This is a genomic window from Sorangium sp. So ce321, assembly GCF_051530195.1.
GTDB lineage: Bacteria > Myxococcota_A > Polyangia > Polyangiales > Polyangiaceae > Sorangium.
In genome coordinates, this window is sequence record NZ_CP150329.1 from 69,683 (window position 1) to 87,013 (window position 17,331).

Below are 17,331 nucleotides of genomic sequence, written 5' to 3' on the forward strand. Positions count from 1 at the left end.
ACTCTTTCTTTGTTTCTTCTCTTCTGGCGCCCTGGCGGTTCCCTCTTCCTTGGTCGCCCCGGCGGCCGCCGCGCCCGCTCACGCCTCGCGCAGGAAGGCCTCGAGCAGCCGCGCCGAGACGTCGAGGAGGTCGCGCTCCGTCACGATGCCGACGAGCCGCTCGCCGGCCACGACGGGCAGGCAGCCGACGCGCTGCTCGCGCATGATCCGCATCGCCTCCAGGGTCGGCGTCTCGGGGGTGATCGTCACCGGATCGGGCCGCATGATCGACGCGACCGTGGGCGGCGCGGAGCCGTTCGCCGCCGCGGCGCCGCGGGCGATGAGCCGGAGCAGCGCGCGGTGTGAGACGACGCCGACGAGCCGGCCCTGGTCGTCCTCGACCGGCACGTGGCGCACGTGCCGCCAGTCCATGACGCTCGCGGCGAAGTCGACGATGTCCGTGGGCCGCACCGTGAAGAGATCGGTCGACATGAACTGGCCCACGGTCCGGTAGCTGTCGCGCAGGAGGTCCCGGTCGACCTCGAGCGCGGCGGGCTCCCAGGTGTGCACCGGGCACCCTGACCCGCCGCCGCGGGCCTCCTCCTGCTGGCGGGCGAGCATCGCGGCGCAGAGCGCGCGGTGCTGCACCTCCGGGGTGCCCTGCCCGGCCATGGCCGCGAGCGAGCCGAGCGCCCACTGCGCGCCGGTCTGGCCGCGGCGCACGCGCTCCTCGACGACGCCGAGGTAGCGGTCGATGTCGGCGGCGTCGATGCCCGCGGCCGACAGGCCCGCCCGGGCGGCCGGGAGGAGGCGCGAGAGGAGGAGCTCCGGGGCGGGGAGGCTCTGGCCGCCGAACCACGTGAGCTGCGCCTTGAGGCCGTGGCGCGCCGCCGCGAAGAAGTTCGCCTTGGCGTCCTCGAACGGCATCTCGAGGTCGACGCGCGGGTGCTCGGCGGCGAGCCCCGACATGAGGCCGAAGAAGAACGCGGCGTTCGCGACCTCGTCGAGGACCGTGGGCCCCGCGGGCAGCGCGCGGCTCTCGATGCGCAGGTGCGCGACCCCGTCCACGACGCCGTAGCAGGGGCGGTTCCAGCGGTAGATGGTGCCGTTGTGGACGCGCAGGGCCTTGAGGTCCGGGACCTCGCCGCGCGCGAGCACGGCGGCCGGGGGCTCGCCCGTCTCGGCGGTCATGATCACGCGGAACCGCGCGATGTCCTCGCGGAAGAGCTCGAGCGCGCCGCCCTGGACCCAGCCGTCGCCGAAGTGCACGCGGGGCCGGTGCTGCCGGCTCTCGCGGGCGCTCGGGCGGGTGTCGATCGAGCTCTCGAAGAGGGCGATCCGCGTCTCTTGCCAGAGCCTCTGCCCGAGGAGCAGCGGCGAGTTGACCGCGGCGGCGAGCACGGGCGCGGTCACCGCCTGCGCCAGGTTGTAGAGCGGCGCGAACTCGCGCGCCCCGACCTGGAGGTGGACCTGGAAGCTCGTGTTGCACGCCTCGAGCAGGATGTTGTCGTGGGTCATCTCGAGCTCGTCGAGCCCGTGGATCGACACGCGGAAGTCGCCCTGGCGCAGCTGCAAGAGCGCGCGGTTGAGCTCGTGGTAGCGGGGCGAGGGGGTGAGGTTCTCCAGGCGGAGATCGGCGGCGCGCAGCGTCGGGAGGATGCCCGCGAGCAGCACGTCGGCGCCGACGGCGCGCGCGGCCTCGGCCGCCCGCCCGACGACGTCGGAGAGCTCGGCCTCGAGGCGCCGCAGGCAGTCGCCGCCGAACGGCAGCGGGGAGAGGTTCGCCTCCAGGTTGAAGCGCGCGAGCTCGGTCGTGAGCCGGCCGTCGGCCGCCCGCTCGAGCACCTCCAGCGCGAGCGGCGCCGGCCGGAGCGCGCGGTCCACGAGGAACATCTCCTGCTCCGCGCCGATCCGGCGCACGCCCGACTCGATGCGGTCTTCCTCGAGGAGGCGCTCGAGCGCGTCCACGTCGTCGAGCAACGCCCGCATGAAGGCCTGAAGCTGCTCATCGTTCGCCTGCTCGGAGACGTGCTGCTCACCCATGCCGGCCCACCGCCTTTCGCCCGCGCCGCTCGCGGTCCGCCGCAGCCTACGACGGGAGGCGGCGGGCGCGGGAGCTCCCTCGCCGAGCGGCGGGAACAGACGGGAACAGACGGGCGGAAGCGGACGGGAGCAGGCGGGAAGAAGCAGGCGAGCGCCGCGGCGGCGGTCCGGCGCGGGCTCAGAACCGGTGGCCGACCGCGAGCCGCAGCGTGGCGACCTTGTCCTCGGCGAGGCCGAACCCGAGCGGCGAATCGAGCGCGACGAGCAGCCCCGCCCGGCCGTAGAAGCCGGGCTTCTCCGGCGTGTAGCTGACGAACGGCTCGAGCGCGAGCTGCGCCATGTCCTCGCGCGTGAGCGTCAGCACCGCCTGCAGGCGGAGCCCGCCGCCGAGGGCTCCCTTGCCGCGCATCTCGAGCTCGCTGCCCTGCTCGAGCACGAGATCGGCGCTGCCCCCGCTGAGCGGGAGCGCGAGCATCACCGCCGTATCGGCGCGGTACACGAGCCGCGTGGCGACCTCGGCCTCCACGCCGCCGCGGACCTTCAGGGGGAAGTGCTTGGGGATGAGCCGGTGGAGGTCGTAGTAGGCGCGCGTCGAGGCCGTCGCTTGAAGCGCGGCGCGGGCGTCCGCGTTGGGGTCGGTGAGGACGGGGATCGAGAGCGCGCCGCCGCCGAAGACGGCGAGCTTGCGCGACAGGGCGCGCGCGTAGTGGGCGCCGATCGTGGGGTTGCCGAAGAGGAGGCTGCCGGCGCTGCTGCTCTCGTCCACGCCGAGCCGGTCGGACCGGAACGAGGCCGAGACGTTGCCGTAGGCGAGCGGCAGCTCCGCGTCGAGGAGGAGCCGGTCGCGCCACTGGAGCTGGCCGACGAGGGCGAAGGTCAGGCCGAACGTGCTCACCTCGGCGTCGACGTCGTCCATCGACCAGTCGGCCGACTTGCTCAGGACGTCGAGCTGGAGCTCCGCGCGGGAGCCCTGGGACTTGACCCAGCTGCTCTTCTTCTCTGCCGGGGCGGCGAGCGGCGCCGTGAGCCAGAGCGAGAGCAGGACAGCGGAGGAGAGCAGCAGCTTGGCGTTCAATCAGGCCCAGCTGCGATGACTAACATGGCTCGGCCCGTCTGTGGTCGTCGAATGGCGCCCTCGGAGCGCGCCGCCCGGCCTCTTGGTCGCGCGTCGCGATGCGGGCGCGATGCGGGCGCGATGCGGGCGCGATGCGGGCGCGATGCGGGCGCGATGCGGAAAAGATGTCGCGACGCGCCGCCAGACGGCGCGCGCCCGCATGACGCACGATGTGGTGTGAGAGGAGGCGCTCTACGGCCGGCGCGAGGCAGGTCGGGTCGAGTCGGACGCGGGCGCCCCCTGCTCGGCGGAGCCGGCGGGGGCCGACGCCGGCGCCTCGTCGTCGTCGCTGTCGTCCTCGTCGTCGCTGTCGTCCTCGTCGTCGCTGTCGTCCTCGTCGTCGTCGTCGTGGCTGTCGCCCTCGAACAGCAGCGAGGGAGCGCCGTCGCTGCCGTGCTCCGCGAAGATCGCGTCGGCGGCGATCACGAGCTCCTCCAGGCGCTCCGCGTCGACGGGGCCGTACACAGCGAGCGCCATGACGCGGTCCTGCACGAAGAGCCACGCGTCGGGAAACTCGCGCAGCGCATCGCGGACGCGGGTCGAGAGCCACCGGCCGATCGCCTTCGCCTCCGGCCCCTCGACAAGGAAGTGCTCCATGAACTCCGGGTCCTTCTTGAACTGGACGCCGGTGTTCGGGGCGCGCCTGCCGTCGAGGATCGGCAGCGGGCACACGGTGAGCCGGGGCGCGGCCTTGGCGAGCTTGGCCAGGACCACCTGGTACTCGCTGCCGTTCTTCGCGTCCGGCCCGACGACGGCGACGTAGGCGAGCTTCGGGACGAGCTCGTAGCGGGCGATGACCGCGCCGCCGCCCGTCTCGTGCAGCATCCGCTCGAGGCTGCTCGGCGCCGAGCGGACAGGGCGCGGCCCGATGATCTCGGCGCTGGTCTTCCGGCTGTCGCGATACCCCCCGGGCCGGCGCGCGGTCGCCTTCGGGGTCATCAGCGCGCGCCACCGGACGAGCTCGCCGTCGCGCCGCGCCTCGTGGCGCGTGCGCAAGCCGGTCAGGAACCAGACGACGAGCAACGCGATGGGACCTACGTACCAGAGCCAGGGCATGGGGCGGCGATGCTAGCAAACCTCGCGCGCGTGCGGTGGGGTCGCGCGCAGGGGCGGTGGGGTCGCGCGCAGGGGCGGTGGGGTCGCGCGCAGGGGCGGTGGGGTCGCGCGCAGGGGCGGTGGGGTCGCGCGCAGGGGCGGTGGGGTCGCGCGCAGGGGCGGTGGGGTCGCGCGCAGGGGCGGTCGCGCTCGTTCAGCTATTCCGGCTGCGCCGGCGTCTCCGGCGCGGGCACCGGCGCTCCCTGCGCGTCGCCGGCGCGGGACGGCGGCGCGTCGCCCCGCCGCTCGAAGATGCACCAGTAGCCGTTCTTGCTGTGGCGGACCATCCCGGCGACCTCGTACACGCCCCGGAAGCGCCGGTCCCTGCGGAGCTTCTCCTGCGCCGGGAACGGGAGCTTGTCGCACGTGTCGGCGCCGCCGATGAACACGAAGTAGCGCGGCGACTTGTCGAACACGCGCTGCACGTAGCCGGGGCCGGTCTTGCGCGTGTAGCCGCCCGGCAGCTTGGAGATCACCGGGTCGACGAGGCCGAGCAGGTCGAGCACCGGATAGTCGGTCGCATACCCGATGTACCCGATGTCGCCCACGGCGACCTCGCCGGGCTGCCCGTGCTGCTGGAACCACGCGGCCGTCCCGCCGGCGGCGCTGTCCCAGAACCGCTTGTCGTCGTCGAGGATCCGGTGCTGCGCGCGGTCGATCCGCTGCGCCCGGAAGGCGCCCAGCGCGACGAGGCAGCCGGCCGCGAGCACGCCGGCGCCCGCGGCGAGGGCGATCCCGCCCGGGCGCGCCGCCGCGGCGCGGGCCGAGACCGCGGGGAGCAGCGGCTCGAGCAGCGAGCGCGCGCCGAGGCCCGCGAGGAGGAAGCAGAACGGCTCGAACGGGCTCATGAAGCGGTAGAACGGCATCCAGTCCCCGCCCACGAGGAGCACATAGCCGGCCACCGCGAGCGCGAGGGCCGCGACGCACAGCGCGTCGCGGTGCCGCGCGACGATCGCCACGCAGAGGCCGAAGAGCGCGAGCAGGAGAACCGGCCCCGTGTGCTCCGCGTACTCCTTGAGGTAGTGCTGCCCGCCGGCCAGCTGCTCGGCGAGGCTCCCGGTCTTGGCGCTCAGCGTGTTCGGCAGCCACGTGCCGTAGTAGCTGTGCCGCCAGAGCATGTGGAGCGCGATGGGCGCGACGAAGACGACGCCGCGGAGCAGGTTCTGCCGCCCGAAGAAGCGCAGGCCGAGGAACAGCATCGGGATGCCGAGGAACATCGGCGCCTCGGGGCGGGTCAGGCCCGCCAGCCCGAAGACGAGGCCCGAGTACGGGAAGCCGGTCCCCCGGTCGCGCTCGCGGAACATCATCTCTGTGCCCGCGAGGACGAGCAGGACGAAGAGCGGCGTCTCCAGGCCGAAGACAGCATATCCGCTCTGCACGATCGAGCTCGCGAACAGCCACGTGGCGATGCACGGGATCGCGCCGCGCGGGCGCAGCCGGTCCGAGAGGAGATAGAGCGCGCCGAGCGACCCGCAGGCGGCGAGCCCGCCGAGCACCTTGGCGAGGACGTCGGGGTCGAGGCCGACCTTGATGCCGGCCGCGAGCAGCACGGTCCAGAGGAAGTTCGTGTACCCCTCGATGCGCTCGCCGGCGTTGTAGACGAGCCCGAGGCCCCGGGCGAAATTGCGCGCGTAGCGGTACGAGATGTACGCGTCGTCGATCGTGAACGAGCGCACCCGCACCATGTTCACGACGAGGAGGACGGCCGGCAGCGCGAGGCCGAGCGCGAGGTGCAGGCGGCCGGAGAGCGGCGCGCCGCGCAGCCAGTCGCGTAAGCCCCGGGCAGGCGGCGCGTCGTGCTCGGCGTCGTCCGCCGCGTCCACCTCGCCGTCGGCCTCGTCGCCCGGATCGGCCTCGCCGCCCGGAGGAGCGACCCCGACGCGTCCGTGCTCTTTTTCCAGCTGTTCTTCCAGGAAAGCCATGTGAGGTGTCTCCCTAGCATGGATGGTCTTTGCCGGGGTCGTTTCTTGGTCGAGGCGCTCCTCCCAGCTATCCTTGAAACATGCGTGCATCCATTGTCGCTCTTGCCGCCTGCTCCGTGCTTTCCCTCGCGCCGCCCGCCCTCGCGGCGCAGGGCGTGCCCTGCAGCTTTTATGGCGTCGACCCCGGCGCGCCCGTCCAGGGAGGGAAGGTGATCCTCGACGACGGCCTCGCGGAGAAGCTGGCGCGCGCGGGCGCCGGCGCCGTGCGCGTCGAGTTCCAGCTCGACGGCGACGACGGGTGGTACGAGGACAGGCTCGCGGAGTACGACGCGGTCATCGACGCCCTGCGCGCCGCGGGCCTCGAGCCGCTCGGGCTCCTCTCTCACCGCACGGTCGAAGGAGGACAGTCCCTCTGGAATGACGACCCGGATGGGGACGGCAACAACCGCTTTGTGGAGGAGTTCGCCGACACCGCACAGGCGCTCATGACGAGGTTCGCCGGGCGCGTCGGTCGCTGGGAGATCTGGAGTCAGCCGAACTGCGTCGAGAACCCCGATTACGCGGTCGATCCCGAGAACGCCGGCTGCACCTACGTCCTGCCCCGCGTGCTGGCGCAGATCCTCGCGCAGATCCGCGCCCGCAACGAGGCGCTCTTCAACGTGGACAAGCTCTCGCTGATCACGGGCGGCCTGCTCGCCTCGGACGACGCCGCCGTGCCGCTCTCCGGGGTCGACTACCTGCGCGAGCTCTACGACCAGCCCGTGTGGGACGAGCTCGAGGATCGCTACGGCGAGCGGTACCCGTGGTCCTACCTCGGCCATCAGCTGTTCGTGAATCAGTTCAGCGAGGTCGACCCGGTGGCGCTCACCGGTTATCTGGACGAGGTGCGCGACGTGGCCGAGGCGGCGGACGACGAGAGCGCGCTCGTCGTGACCGGGATGGCGTGGGGGACGGCGTTCGTCGGCGAGGAGCTGCAGGCGGCGAACCTGACCACGTCCTTCGAGCTGCTCTCGGACAGACAGGACGTCGCCGGCGTTGTCTGGGCCAGCTTCCAGGACGCGACGAGCGTCGATCAGTCCTACGGGCTCATCGACGACACAGGCGTTGCCAGGCTCGCGCTCGAGGCGCTGAGCGACTCGGCCGCGGGCTGCGAGCCGGACGAGGACGACGGGACAGGGAGCGGCAGCGGTTCCAGCGGCGGGTCGAGCGGCGGGGGGGTGAGCGCCCCGCCGCCCGGCGGCGGCGTCCAGGGAGGACGGCCGATCGATGGGAAGCGGCGGGAGAGCGCCTGCAGCCTCGCCGCTGGCGCGCCCCGCGAAGGCGGCGCGCTGTGCCATGTGGGCTGGCTCGCGTTATTTGGAGTCGGCGCGCTCGCCTTCAGGCGATCTCGACAGACGCGATCTGCTCTCTGACCAGCGGCGCGTCATCTGAACGAAACAGCGGCGAGCGCCGGCATCGCCTACAGTAGCGTCATGCCTCACAAGTCGATGCGCGCTGCGCGGCTCTTGGCCGTGCTCCTCGGTCTCTTGCTCTTCAGTGGCTGCGGAGACAGCGGGAGAGACGGGCTCTCCGGCGTGTGCGGCGACGGCACGGTCGACGAGGGCGAGGTGTGCGACGACGGCAATACAGCGGACGGCGACGGCTGTTCGCCGACGTGCCAACGCGAGGAGCAGCCCGGGCCGCGCTGCGGCGACGGCGCGCTCGACGCGGGCGAGGCGTGCGACGACAGCAATACGGAGGACGGCGACGGCTGCTCGGCGGAGTGCGAGCTCGAGGTGCCCCCGCGCTGCGGCGACGGCGCCGTCGATCCGGGCGAGCAGTGCGACGACGGGAACGTGGCGGACGGCGACGGGTGCGAGGTCGACTGCACGAAGACGCCGGCCCAGGAGACCGTCTGCGAGGAGCTGGCGCCGCTCCCGCGGGGGACGTGCGAGGTCGTGCCCGGCGCGGGCGCCACGCTGATCCGCGGCGACGTGCTCGCCCCGGGCGCCGTGTACCGCGGCGGGCGGGTGCTCGTGGACGAGCGCGGGGCCATCGCGTGCGTGGGCTGCGACTGCGAGGCGGCGGGCGCGACGGAGATCACGTGTCCGACCGGCGTCATCTCCCCGGCGCTGATCAACCCGCACGACCACATCACGTTCACGCAGAACAGCCCGTATACCCCGACCGAGGAGCGCTATGAGCACCGGCACGACTGGCGCACCGGCAACGGCGATCACACGGAGATCGACACCCCCGGCTCGGCCAGCCAGGCGCAGGTCCGCTGGGGCGAGCTCCGCTTCCTGATGGGCGGCGCGACCTCGATCGTCGGCGCGGGGAGCGCGACAGGGCTCCTCCGCAACCTCGACCGGGCCGACCAGGAGGGCCTGGGCCAGACCCCCGTCGCCTTCGACACCTTCCCGCTCCGCGACTCGAGCGGCCGCGAGCTCGTGAGCGGCTGCGGCTACTCGAACGACATGGTGACGCGGGAGGACATCGAGGGCGAGGACGCCTATTGCCCGCACGTCGCCGAGGGGATCGAGGCGTCGGCGCGCAACGAGTTCGTCTGCCTGCAGGCCGAGCCGAACGACGTGCTGCAGCCGCAGAGCGCGTACATCCACGGCATCGGCCTGACCGCGCCCGATTACGCCGCGATGGCGGCGAAGGGCACGGGGCTCATCTGGTCTCCCCGCTCCAACATCACCCTTTATGGCGACACCGCCGTGGTCACCGCCGCCGCCCGGCTCGGGGTGCAGATCGCGCTCGGCACGGACTGGATCGCGACCGGCTCGATGAACCTCCTGCGCGAGCTCCAGTGCGCGGCGTCGCTCAACGAGACGTACTACGACGGCTTCTTCACCGACGAGGAGCTGTGGATGATGGTGACCGGGAACGCCGCCGCGGTCACGGCCACGGACGACGTGATCGGGGCGCTCTCCACGGGGAAGATCGCGGACATCGCGATCTTCGACGGCGCGCAGCGCGCCCCGCACCGCGCGATCGTCGCCGCCGAGCCGCAGGACGTCGTGCTGGTGATGCGCGGCGGGAAGGTCCTCTACGGCGATGCGGCCGTGGTGTCGGCGGTCCGGGGCGCGGAGGTGTGCGACGAGCTCGACGTGTGCGGCGTCGCCAAGCAGGTCTGTCTCGAGGACGAGATCGGGGTGCGCCTGGAGGCGCTCGAGCGGGAGGCCGGGGAGATCTACCCGGCCTTCTTCTGCGGCGAGCCCGAGCGCGAGCCGCTCTGCACGCCGTCGCGGGCGGCGACCGCGCCCGTGAACGCCTCGGTGAACGGCTCGACCGTCTACACCGGGGAGCCGACGGACGCCGATCTCGACGGCGACGGCATCGCCAACGGCGCGGACGACTGCCCCAGCGTCTTCAACCCCGTCCGGCCGCTCGACAACGGGGCTCAGGCCGACTTCGACGGCGACGGCGACGGCGACGCCTGCGACGCGTGCCCGCTCGACGCCGGCAGCACCCTCTGCTCGGCGCCGAACCCGAACGACAGCGACAACGACGGCGTGCTGAACGGCGCGGACAACTGCCCGAGCGTCCAGAATCGCGACCAGGCCGACATGGACCGCGACGGCAAGGGCGACCCGTGCGACCTCTGCCCGGCGCAGGCGAACCCGGGGACCCTGGGCTGCACGGTGAGCATCTACGACATCAAGCAAGGCACGGTCGCGGAGGGCGCGACGGTGGCCCTGGAGAACGCGCTCGTGACGGGGAGGTTCGCGAGCGGCTTCTTCGTGCAGGTGAAGCCCGGGGACCCGGGCTACGCGGGGCCCGCGTACTCCGGCGTCTACGTCTTCAGCCCGGAGAACACCGTGGTCGCCGGCGATCGCGTGCGGATCACGAGCGCGGTGGTCGCGGGCTTCTTCGGCCAGACCCAGCTCGGCTCCGCGGTCGTCGAGGTGATCGCGTCGCTCGGCGAGGCGGCGCCCCCGCCGGAGCGCGTCGCGCCGGCCGACATCGCCACCGGCGGGCCGCGCGCCGCCGAGCTCGAGGGCGTCCTCGTCGAGGTGGAGGACGTCAAGGTGATCGGGCTCGACGCCATGTACAACGAGTTCATCGTCACGGGCGGTGTGCGCGTGAACGATCTGCTGTACCTGGCCGCTCCCTTCCCGGCGGTGGGCGACAATTTCGCGGCGATCCGGGGCATCCTCGACCACCGGAACGACAACTCGAAGATCGAGCCGCGCGGCGCGGAGGACCTCGTGGCGGGCCGGCCGCGGCTCGTGGCGCTCGGGCCGCCGGTGTCGTTCGCCTACGTGGGGCAGACGGCCGCGCTGACCGTCCCGGTGCCGCTGCAGGTGACGCTCTCCGGCCCGGCGCCGGCCGACACGTTCGTGGCCGTGACCTCCGGGGATCCTGCCGCCGTCGCGGTGGTGGGCGGCGGCGCGACGGTGCCCGCCGGCGCGACGAGCGCCGTCGTGCTGCTCGACGCCCTCGCCGCGGCGGAGGCGGTGACCCTCACCGCGACGCTCGACGACGTGAGCCTCACCGCGGCGGTGCGCGTCCTCGACCCGGCCGAGGCGCCGGCGCTCGCCTCGCTCGACCCGGCCGAGGCCGCGGTGGCGCCGGGCGGCATGGTGTCGTTCACCGTGACGCTCGACATCCCCGCGCCGCCGGACGGCGCCGTCGTCGCCCTCGCGCTCGACCCGCCGGGCGCTGGCACCCTCCCCGCGTCGGTGACGGTCCCGGGCTGGCAGCTGAGCGCCACGTTCGACTACGTGGACGGCGGCTCGGCGGCCGGCGTCACGGTGACCGCGACGCTCGGAGCGAGCTCGGTCACCGCGACCGTGGAGGCCGTGACGTCGACCGGAGGGCTCGTGATCAACGAGGTCGACTACGACCAGGCGGGCACGGATGGGGCCGAGTTCATCGAGATCTACAACGGCACCGGCGCGCCCGTGGACCTCGCGGGGCATGCGCTCGTGCTGGTCAATGGCTCTTCCAGCTCCCTGTCCGCCTACGAGACAGTCGATCTCGGCTCGGCCGGGACCCTCGCCGACGGCCAGTACCTCGTGGTCGGCAGCACGGCGGTCGCGGTGCCGGAGGGAGCGCTGAAGATCGACTTCGAGGGCACGCAGACCGACCGGGTGCAGAACGGGGCTCCCGACGGGATCGCGCTCATGAACACCGCGACAGGAGACTTGATTGACGCGCTCTCCTACGAGGGGCCCATCACCGCCGCCACGATCGAGGGGGCCAGCATCAGCCTCGTCGAGGGCGAGGTGCTGCCCCTTTCCGTGGCGGACAGCAACCTGGCCACGGCGCCCGGATCGCTCTGTCGCCTGCCTGACGGGACGGACACGAACCAGGCCGCGGCCGACTGGGCGTTCTCCGCGACGATGACGCCCGGCGCGGCGAACGTGCCGTGAGCCGCGGCCGAGGCGCGCCGCTGCGCTCCTCCGCGCAGCGCGCCTCGGCCGCGGCGCCGTTCCACCGGTCCCGCCGCGCCGCCCTCGCCGCGCGGGCCTCGCCGGGCGCCTGGATCGGTCGGCTACTTCCGCCCGCCAGCAGTCCGGCCAGGCTCGCCGGCGCCCCGGCCCTGTCAGCTGTGTCAGGAAAAGAGGATGAGCCGTGAGCCGCAGCTCACAGGCAGCCGCAGAGCGGGTCGCCCTGCTTGCACACGCACTTCCCGCTCTTCTTCGACGCCGCCACGCGGGCGCCCCGCGCGGCCTTGGCCGGCGCCGCCCGGCCGCGCTTGACCGCGGCCGCCTTCGACGGGGCCTTCGACGTCTTCTCGTCGGCTTCCTCCTCGTCCTCGGCCGCAGCCGCCTTCGCCTCCTCCGCGGCCTTGTACGCGGCGAACTCCTTCTGCGCCTTCTCGGCGTCGCTCCTGGCGGAGTCGAGCGCGGTGCTCAGCTCGGAGATCTTCCTGTTGCGCGCTTCGAGCTCGAGGTTGAGCTGCGCGATCCGGTCCTGCTCGGCGATGCGCGCGGCCACCGCCTCGGCCTGCGCCGCCTCGGCCGCCTTCACCTTGCCGTCAAAGGTGTTGACCGTGAACGCCGCCGCGGCCGCCAGGATCAGCCCCATCCCGACAACGAGGCGATTCCGCCGCTTCTGCCGCACGCCCTGGGCGAGCGCTTCGAGCTCGCGATCCAGGTCCTCCGCGGCCGACATGGGCGGCGGCACGCTCGCCGCCACCGGCGCAATGCTGGGAGGAACCTGGACCGCCGCGTGCACGCCCGTCATCGTCCCCTGAACGTGCGTGACAGGTTGATAGGAGAGCGCCCCCCGGCTCTCTTGATTGTTGATCATCGCGCAGACCTCCTCCGCCGAGAACGACTCCATGCCAGGCAAGTGTGGTGCCAGGTGTGAGGACCTCCCCATCGCATGGCGCGGAGCTTGCGGAGAGCGAGATTGACGAGCGAAGCGGGAGCGCTGTGGCGCTTCACGGGCGAGCCATGGCCGATCCGGGTGGATCGATCGCTCTGGTACACGGAGCGCTCACCGGACCGTGGCGTGTTCCCCTGGTCTATCGGATGTCCTGCGCTGCGCGCTGTCTCTCCGGAGAGGGCTCGTGTGGCAGCGAAGGAAAATTCGCCACCGCTCAGCGCGCGATCCGCATCCCTCTCTTGACCTTGCACGGGGCGAGCAGGTCAATCGCGTCACGCCGCAGCCTCCTCACCGGAGGGCGGCATACGTGCCTTCGGGATCCACCCGATGGTGTTTTCCTCGCGGCACCCTCTATCCAGCCTTGGCCGTGCATGCTTTGCGGCGGCAGGCTGATCTGGTGGGGCGAGGAGGACGCCGCGCGGGGCCGGCCGAGAGCGGCGGAGCGCGCGCGCCGCGAGGTGGACGTCAGGGCTGCAGCCTGGCGACGAACGCGTCGTGACCCACCTGGCTGGTCATGACATCTCCCCCGAGATCGATGCTGCCGCTGAACCTGCCCGTGAACACGATGGTCCCCAGCGCATCCACGGCGACGGCCGTAGCGCGCTGGTCCATGTCTCTGCCGAACGGCTTTGCCCAGACCGTCTCCCCGGCCGGATCGAGCTTCACCAGGAAAGCGTCGTGGCTGCCGCGGGACGCGAGGGGAGGGGCGAGGACATTGAGGGAGCCCTCGAACTCTCCGACCAGGAGGAAGTTGCCCGCCTGGTCGGCCGCTACCCCCAGCACCTTCTGATCTTCCCCATCCCCATAGCTGTGGTTCCAGAGATGCCTGCCGTCGGGACCGAAGGCCGCGACGACAGCGTCGAGCCCTCCGGCGTAGGCCGAGAACAATCCATCGAAGTTGATCACTCCCCTGGTGCTCCCCGCGACGACGATGTTTCCCTCGCGGTCCGCCGCGACGCCCGCGAACTCCTGGTCCATGGATCCGCCGAAGATCTTGGCCCACGACGGCTCCCCCGTCGTCGCGTCGAGCTTCGCCACGAAGGCGTCCTGGTCCGTCGCGGAGAGGACGAACCTCCCGAAGTCCAGGTTGCCCGAGCTGCGGCCGACCACGACCACCTCGTTGTCGGGCGTGATCGCGACGTCCAGCGCCGCCTGATGGCTCGAGTTGCCGAAGTGGCTGTCCCAGAGGAGGCCCCCCGCACCGTCGAGCTTCACGACGAAGATGTCGCCCCCGCCGAGGCCGTTCATCCTCCTTGTCCTCGCCATCGAGTCCACCAAGGTGGCCGTGGTGCCGATCTCGCCCGCGACGACGATGTTGTTCTCCGAATCCACCGCGAGCCCGTAGACGAGCTCTGGGTTCCCACCGTTGATGCTGGCGACCCAGAGCACGTTGCCCTGCGGGTCGAGCTTCGCCACGAACACGTCCGTGCTTCCCTGGCTGTGGAACGACGTCCCGCCGATGTTGGCGTCGCCATCGAACGTCCCCGCCATGATCACGTTGTTGTCCGCGTCGCGCGCCACGACGCTGCAGTGATCCGTGCCCGGTCCACCGAACGTCCTTGGCCAGTTCGCGTACGTGTCTCCGCTGGGCTTGAGCTTGGTGATGAAGCCGTCGTTCGAGCCCAGGCTCGGGGTGGAGCCCAGCGTTCCGGTGAAGCTCCCCGCGACCAGGATGTTCCCCTCGCCGTCGAAGGCGACGCCGAGACCTTCCTTGTCGCCGTTCTCGCCGTTCTCTCCGATCCTGATGCTCCACTCGTGCTCTCCGGTGCACGAGGGCTCTTCATCGCAGTTCTCGTCGTCCGCCGTCGCGCAGCGCTCGGCCCTGGGGAGCACGTCGTCATCGCACACGCCGCCCTGTAGACAGCCGCTCTTGCACGCGCCGACGTCCCGGGTCTCGGGGGGGCCTTCATAACATGGCTGACATTCCCCCCCGCCGCCGCCGGTGGATGATGTCGATGTCGCGTCGTCGGCGCCGCCCAGGCCGCCCGCCCCGCCCGTGCCGCCGCCCAGGCCGCCCAGGCCGCCCTGCGCGGCGTCGCCGCCGCCGGCGTCCGCCGCGATCACGCCCTTGTCGAAGCACCCGCCCAGCGCGCCGGCCACGCCGAGCGCGCAGCAAACGATGACGAAGCCGCTGCGTTCCATCAGAAGACCCCCGCGATCCCCGCACCCGACGGCGATATCCACAGACGAGCCGTCGCGCCCCTGGGCTTCGACGCAGATGGCAGCGTGAGGAGCAGCGCGACGCCCCCCGCGGCGAGCGCTCCACCCACGATGAGCGCCGGCGCAGGCACGAGGCGCACCGTGTTGTACGAGTCCAGCTTGTCGCGCGTGTCCGGCGTGTCCGGGCATACGACCCTCTCGGTGCATCCGAGGCCGATCAGGTCGCTGCGCAGCGCGCTCGCGACGCCGAACGTGATGCCCCCGACGACGAGCGCTGCGGCGCCTGTGCCGACCGCGGTCCATCCGAGCACGCGCTGCGGGGTGCCCGGCGCGGAGCCGGCGGGCGCCGGGGGGAGGACGGGCCGGCGGGCGACGCCGGGAAACTCGAGCGCGACGGCCGTTTCCTGGCGCTCGGACATGGTGACCTCCTGCCGGACGACACGGCCTGCCCACGTGCCCTCGACCACGTGCTTGCCAGGATCGACAGGGCGGCTGACGCCCACGAGCGCGGGCGGCACCGGCTTGCCGTCGATGGTGATCTGCACCTCGCGCTCCGGGGCGCCGCGGACCCCGACAGCGAGCTTGGGGATCCGCGGCTTGAGATCGTTGTACGCGTTCCCGGCGTCGGCGACCGCCGCCTTGAAGACGTCGCTGGCCGCGGCGTCGAGCGGCATGCGGCTCACCTGCAGGTAGCGCTCGGAGGCCTCGATGAGGCGCCCGAGCTGCTCGAGGGCGCGCGCCGCATAAAGGCCGATGGTGGGCGCGTGGATCAGCTCGTCAGCGCGTCCCAGCTTGTCGAGCGCCGCCGCGTATTCGCCCTTGTCGAAGTGGGCCAGGCCCTCCTCCGCGAGCGCTCGGGCAGCGTTCACGGTGGCGGGGTCGACGTCGGCGGCCCGCGCCGGCGCCGCGAGCAGGAGCGCGAGCGCGATGGTTGCGGTCCCGAGGGCCCTCGTTCGAGCGTTCATTCGCCTTCTCAGAAGCCGAGGCGCCGGTCCGTGGAGCCCGCCGTGCCGGAGGGCGCGGTCGCGCCAGCTGGCGTGGACTGGGGCTTGTTCCGCAGCGCGGAGGAGCCGGCCTTGCCCGAGCGCGCGGGCGGCGGCGCCGTGCTGGACAGCGCGCGCGCCGTCCAGGTGGGGGCGGCGGCGGGGGCGACTCGGCGAGCCGGCGCGGGGCTCTCCTCGCTCGCGGGCGTCGTGGCCGCCGCGCGGTTCGAGTCCGGGGAGGGCGCGACGCTCGGCTCGGGCGTCGCCCTCTCGGGCGCCGTGGCCGCCACAGGGCCGTTCGCCGGCGCGGCGGGCGGCGTGTCGAGCGCCACCGACGGCGGCTCCGCGCGGGACTGCTGCGCGGGCGGGGGCGGGCCGCCGTCAGGCTTGCTCCCGCTCGTGAGGAGCCATGCGCCGAGGAGGGACGCAGCCAGGCCAAGCACGATGACGGTCACCGGAACGGCGCGGCGAGGTTTCCAGTCGTCGATATCCGCGTCATCGAGGCTCGGCGGCGGGGCCGTGTTCCCGCTCGGCGGGGTCGAGACCGGCGGGGCCGACGCCGGAGAGGCCGACGCCGGAGAGGCCGAGACCGGAGACGCGGACAGCGGGGGCGCCGAGACAGGAGGCGCCGAGGCCGGCGGGATCGAGCTCGGCGCGCCGGACACGCGCGACGCCCTGCCGGTCTCCACCGCCTCGCCCGCCGGCAGGAGCGCGGCGCGCAGCGCGTCGACCATCGCCGTCGCCGAGGGGAAGCGCTCGTTCGGATCGCGGCTGCACGCCTGCACGAACCACTCGTCGAACGCCGGCGGCACGGGCACGGGCGCGACCTGCGAGGGGACGGGCAGCGGCTCGCTGCAGATCTCGAGGATCATCGCGCCGGGCGCCTCGGCGGTGATCGCCGGGCGGCCGCAGACGCACTCGAAGGCGATGACCCCGAGCGCCCACAGGTCCGACCGGCAATCGACGGCCGCGCCCTGCGCCTGCTCAGGGCTCATGTACGGCAGCGTCCCGATCAGCACGCCGGCCTGCGTGCCCATGCCCTCGGCGCCGGACATACGCGTCTTCGCGACGCCGAAATCGAGCACCTTGGCCACCTCGCGGTCGTCGTCGCGGGCGAGGAAGATGTTGTCGGGCTTGAGGTCGCGGTGGACGATGCCGGCGTCGTGGGCCTTGCGGACGGCGCGCGCGACGTCGGCGAAGATGCGCACCGTGTCGGCCGCGGAGAGCGGGCCGGTGCGCTCGAGCCGGTGCGCGAGATCCTCGCCCTCGAGGAGCTCCATCGCGATGAAGGGGACGTCGTCGTCGACGCCGTGATCGAGGATCTGCACGACGTTCGGGCTGCGGAGCGCCGCCGCCGCCTGCGCCTCCTGGTAGAAGCGCGCGCGGACCGCCTCGTCCTTCGCGTACAGAGGGCCGAGCCGCTTGATCGCGACAGGCGAGCCGAGCGTGAGGTCATCCGCGCGCCAGACGGTCCCCATGCTGCCCGAGCGGAGAGGGCGGATCAGCCGATACCGGCCGACCAGCACCTGCCCTTCCAGCCCGAACGCGTTCGTCGTCATTGTCGCAGGACCTGTGGTGCGCGCGTGGCCTACCCTACGCTGGTGATTGTTCAGTGCTGGTCAACAAGAACAACAGATAGACTGAAAGTCTACGGGGCATGGCGCGAGGCGTCAATCTGCGCGCGCCTCGTGCTCGCAGGACGCTGCTAGAG

Annotated in this window: 10 protein-coding genes; 2 read left to right on the forward strand and 8 right to left on the reverse strand. The window is 72.5% G+C overall.

The window, feature by feature from the left end; all coding sequences use genetic code 11:
• Positions 1-78 precede the first annotated feature (78 nt).
• From WME89_RS00270 to WME89_RS00285, 4 genes are all read right to left on the reverse strand, one after another.
• Complete coding sequence (locus WME89_RS00270) at positions 79-2,022, reverse strand: CBS domain-containing protein (protein ID WP_438007284.1); 1,944 nt, start codon at positions 2,020-2,022, stop codon at positions 79-81.
• Positions 2,023-2,200: 178 nt separating this feature from the next.
• A complete protein-coding gene (locus WME89_RS00275; RefSeq protein ID WP_438007285.1) occupies positions 2,201-3,097 on the reverse strand; it encodes a hypothetical protein in 897 nt (298 codons plus the stop codon).
• Between the two features lie 231 nt (positions 3,098-3,328).
• A complete protein-coding gene (locus WME89_RS00280) occupies positions 3,329-4,192 on the reverse strand; it encodes a hypothetical protein (protein WP_438007286.1) in 864 nt (287 codons plus the stop codon).
• Between the two features lie 197 nt (positions 4,193-4,389).
• On the reverse strand, positions 4,390-6,153 hold the full coding sequence (locus tag WME89_RS00285) for a hypothetical protein (protein ID WP_438007287.1): 1,764 nt from the start codon (positions 6,151-6,153) through the stop codon (positions 4,390-4,392).
• 80 nt (positions 6,154-6,233) lie between these two features.
• Here WME89_RS00285 and WME89_RS00290 point away from each other — a divergent pair, with 80 nt between their 5' ends.
• Together WME89_RS00290 and WME89_RS00295 are read left to right on the forward strand one after the other, a co-directional pair.
• Entirely contained in the window at positions 6,234-7,565 is a 1,332-nt protein-coding gene (locus tag WME89_RS00290) for a hypothetical protein (RefSeq protein ID WP_438007288.1), read from the forward strand.
• A gap of 60 nt (positions 7,566-7,625) precedes the next feature.
• Entirely contained in the window at positions 7,626-11,516 is a 3,891-nt protein-coding gene (locus WME89_RS00295) for a lamin tail domain-containing protein (RefSeq protein ID WP_438007289.1), read from the forward strand.
• 214 nt (positions 11,517-11,730) lie between these two features.
• Here the strand turns inward: WME89_RS00295 and WME89_RS00300 are convergent, their stop codons facing one another.
• From WME89_RS00300 to WME89_RS00315, 4 genes are all read right to left on the reverse strand, one after another.
• A complete protein-coding gene (locus tag WME89_RS00300; protein WP_438007290.1) occupies positions 11,731-12,399 on the reverse strand; it encodes a hypothetical protein in 669 nt (222 codons plus the stop codon).
• 543 nt (positions 12,400-12,942) lie between these two features.
• On the reverse strand, positions 12,943-14,619 hold the full coding sequence (locus tag WME89_RS00305) for an SBBP repeat-containing protein (protein WP_438007291.1): 1,677 nt from the start codon (positions 14,617-14,619) through the stop codon (positions 12,943-12,945).
• On the reverse strand, positions 14,619-15,602 hold the full coding sequence (locus WME89_RS00310; protein WP_438007292.1) for a tetratricopeptide repeat protein: 984 nt from the start codon (positions 15,600-15,602) through the stop codon (positions 14,619-14,621). Before WME89_RS00310 ends, WME89_RS00305 begins: the two co-directional genes overlap by 1 nt.
• A gap of 8 nt (positions 15,603-15,610) precedes the next feature.
• Positions 15,611-17,179: a protein kinase domain-containing protein gene (locus WME89_RS00315; protein ID WP_438007293.1), complete on the reverse strand. Its 1,569-nt coding sequence runs from the start codon at positions 17,177-17,179 to the stop codon at positions 15,611-15,613.
• Between the last annotated feature and the right edge of the window lie 152 nt (positions 17,180-17,331).

Bases quoted from the DNA above. Each gene is read 5' to 3' on its own strand.
- WME89_RS00295 (WP_438007289.1), top strand. From the start codon at position 7,626: ATGCCTCACAAGTCGATGCGCGCTGCGCGGCTCTTGGCCGTGCTCCTC.
- WME89_RS00290 (WP_438007288.1), top strand. From the start codon at position 6,234: ATGCGTGCATCCATTGTCGCTCTTGCCGCCTGCTCCGTGCTTTCCCTC.
- WME89_RS00315 (WP_438007293.1), bottom strand. From the start codon at position 17,179: ATGACGACGAACGCGTTCGGGCTGGAAGGGCAGGTGCTGGTCGGCCGG.
- WME89_RS00305 (WP_438007291.1), bottom strand. From the start codon at position 14,619: ATGGAACGCAGCGGCTTCGTCATCGTTTGCTGCGCGCTCGGCGTGGCC.
- WME89_RS00310 (WP_438007292.1), bottom strand. From the start codon at position 15,602: ATGAACGCTCGAACGAGGGCCCTCGGGACCGCAACCATCGCGCTCGCG.
- WME89_RS00280 (WP_438007286.1), bottom strand. From the start codon at position 4,192: ATGCCCTGGCTCTGGTACGTAGGTCCCATCGCGTTGCTCGTCGTCTGG.
- WME89_RS00300 (WP_438007290.1), bottom strand. From the start codon at position 12,399: ATGATCAACAATCAAGAGAGCCGGGGGGCGCTCTCCTATCAACCTGTC.
- WME89_RS00285 (WP_438007287.1), bottom strand. From the start codon at position 6,153: ATGGCTTTCCTGGAAGAACAGCTGGAAAAAGAGCACGGACGCGTCGGG.
- WME89_RS00270 (WP_438007284.1), bottom strand. From the start codon at position 2,022: ATGGGTGAGCAGCACGTCTCCGAGCAGGCGAACGATGAGCAGCTTCAG.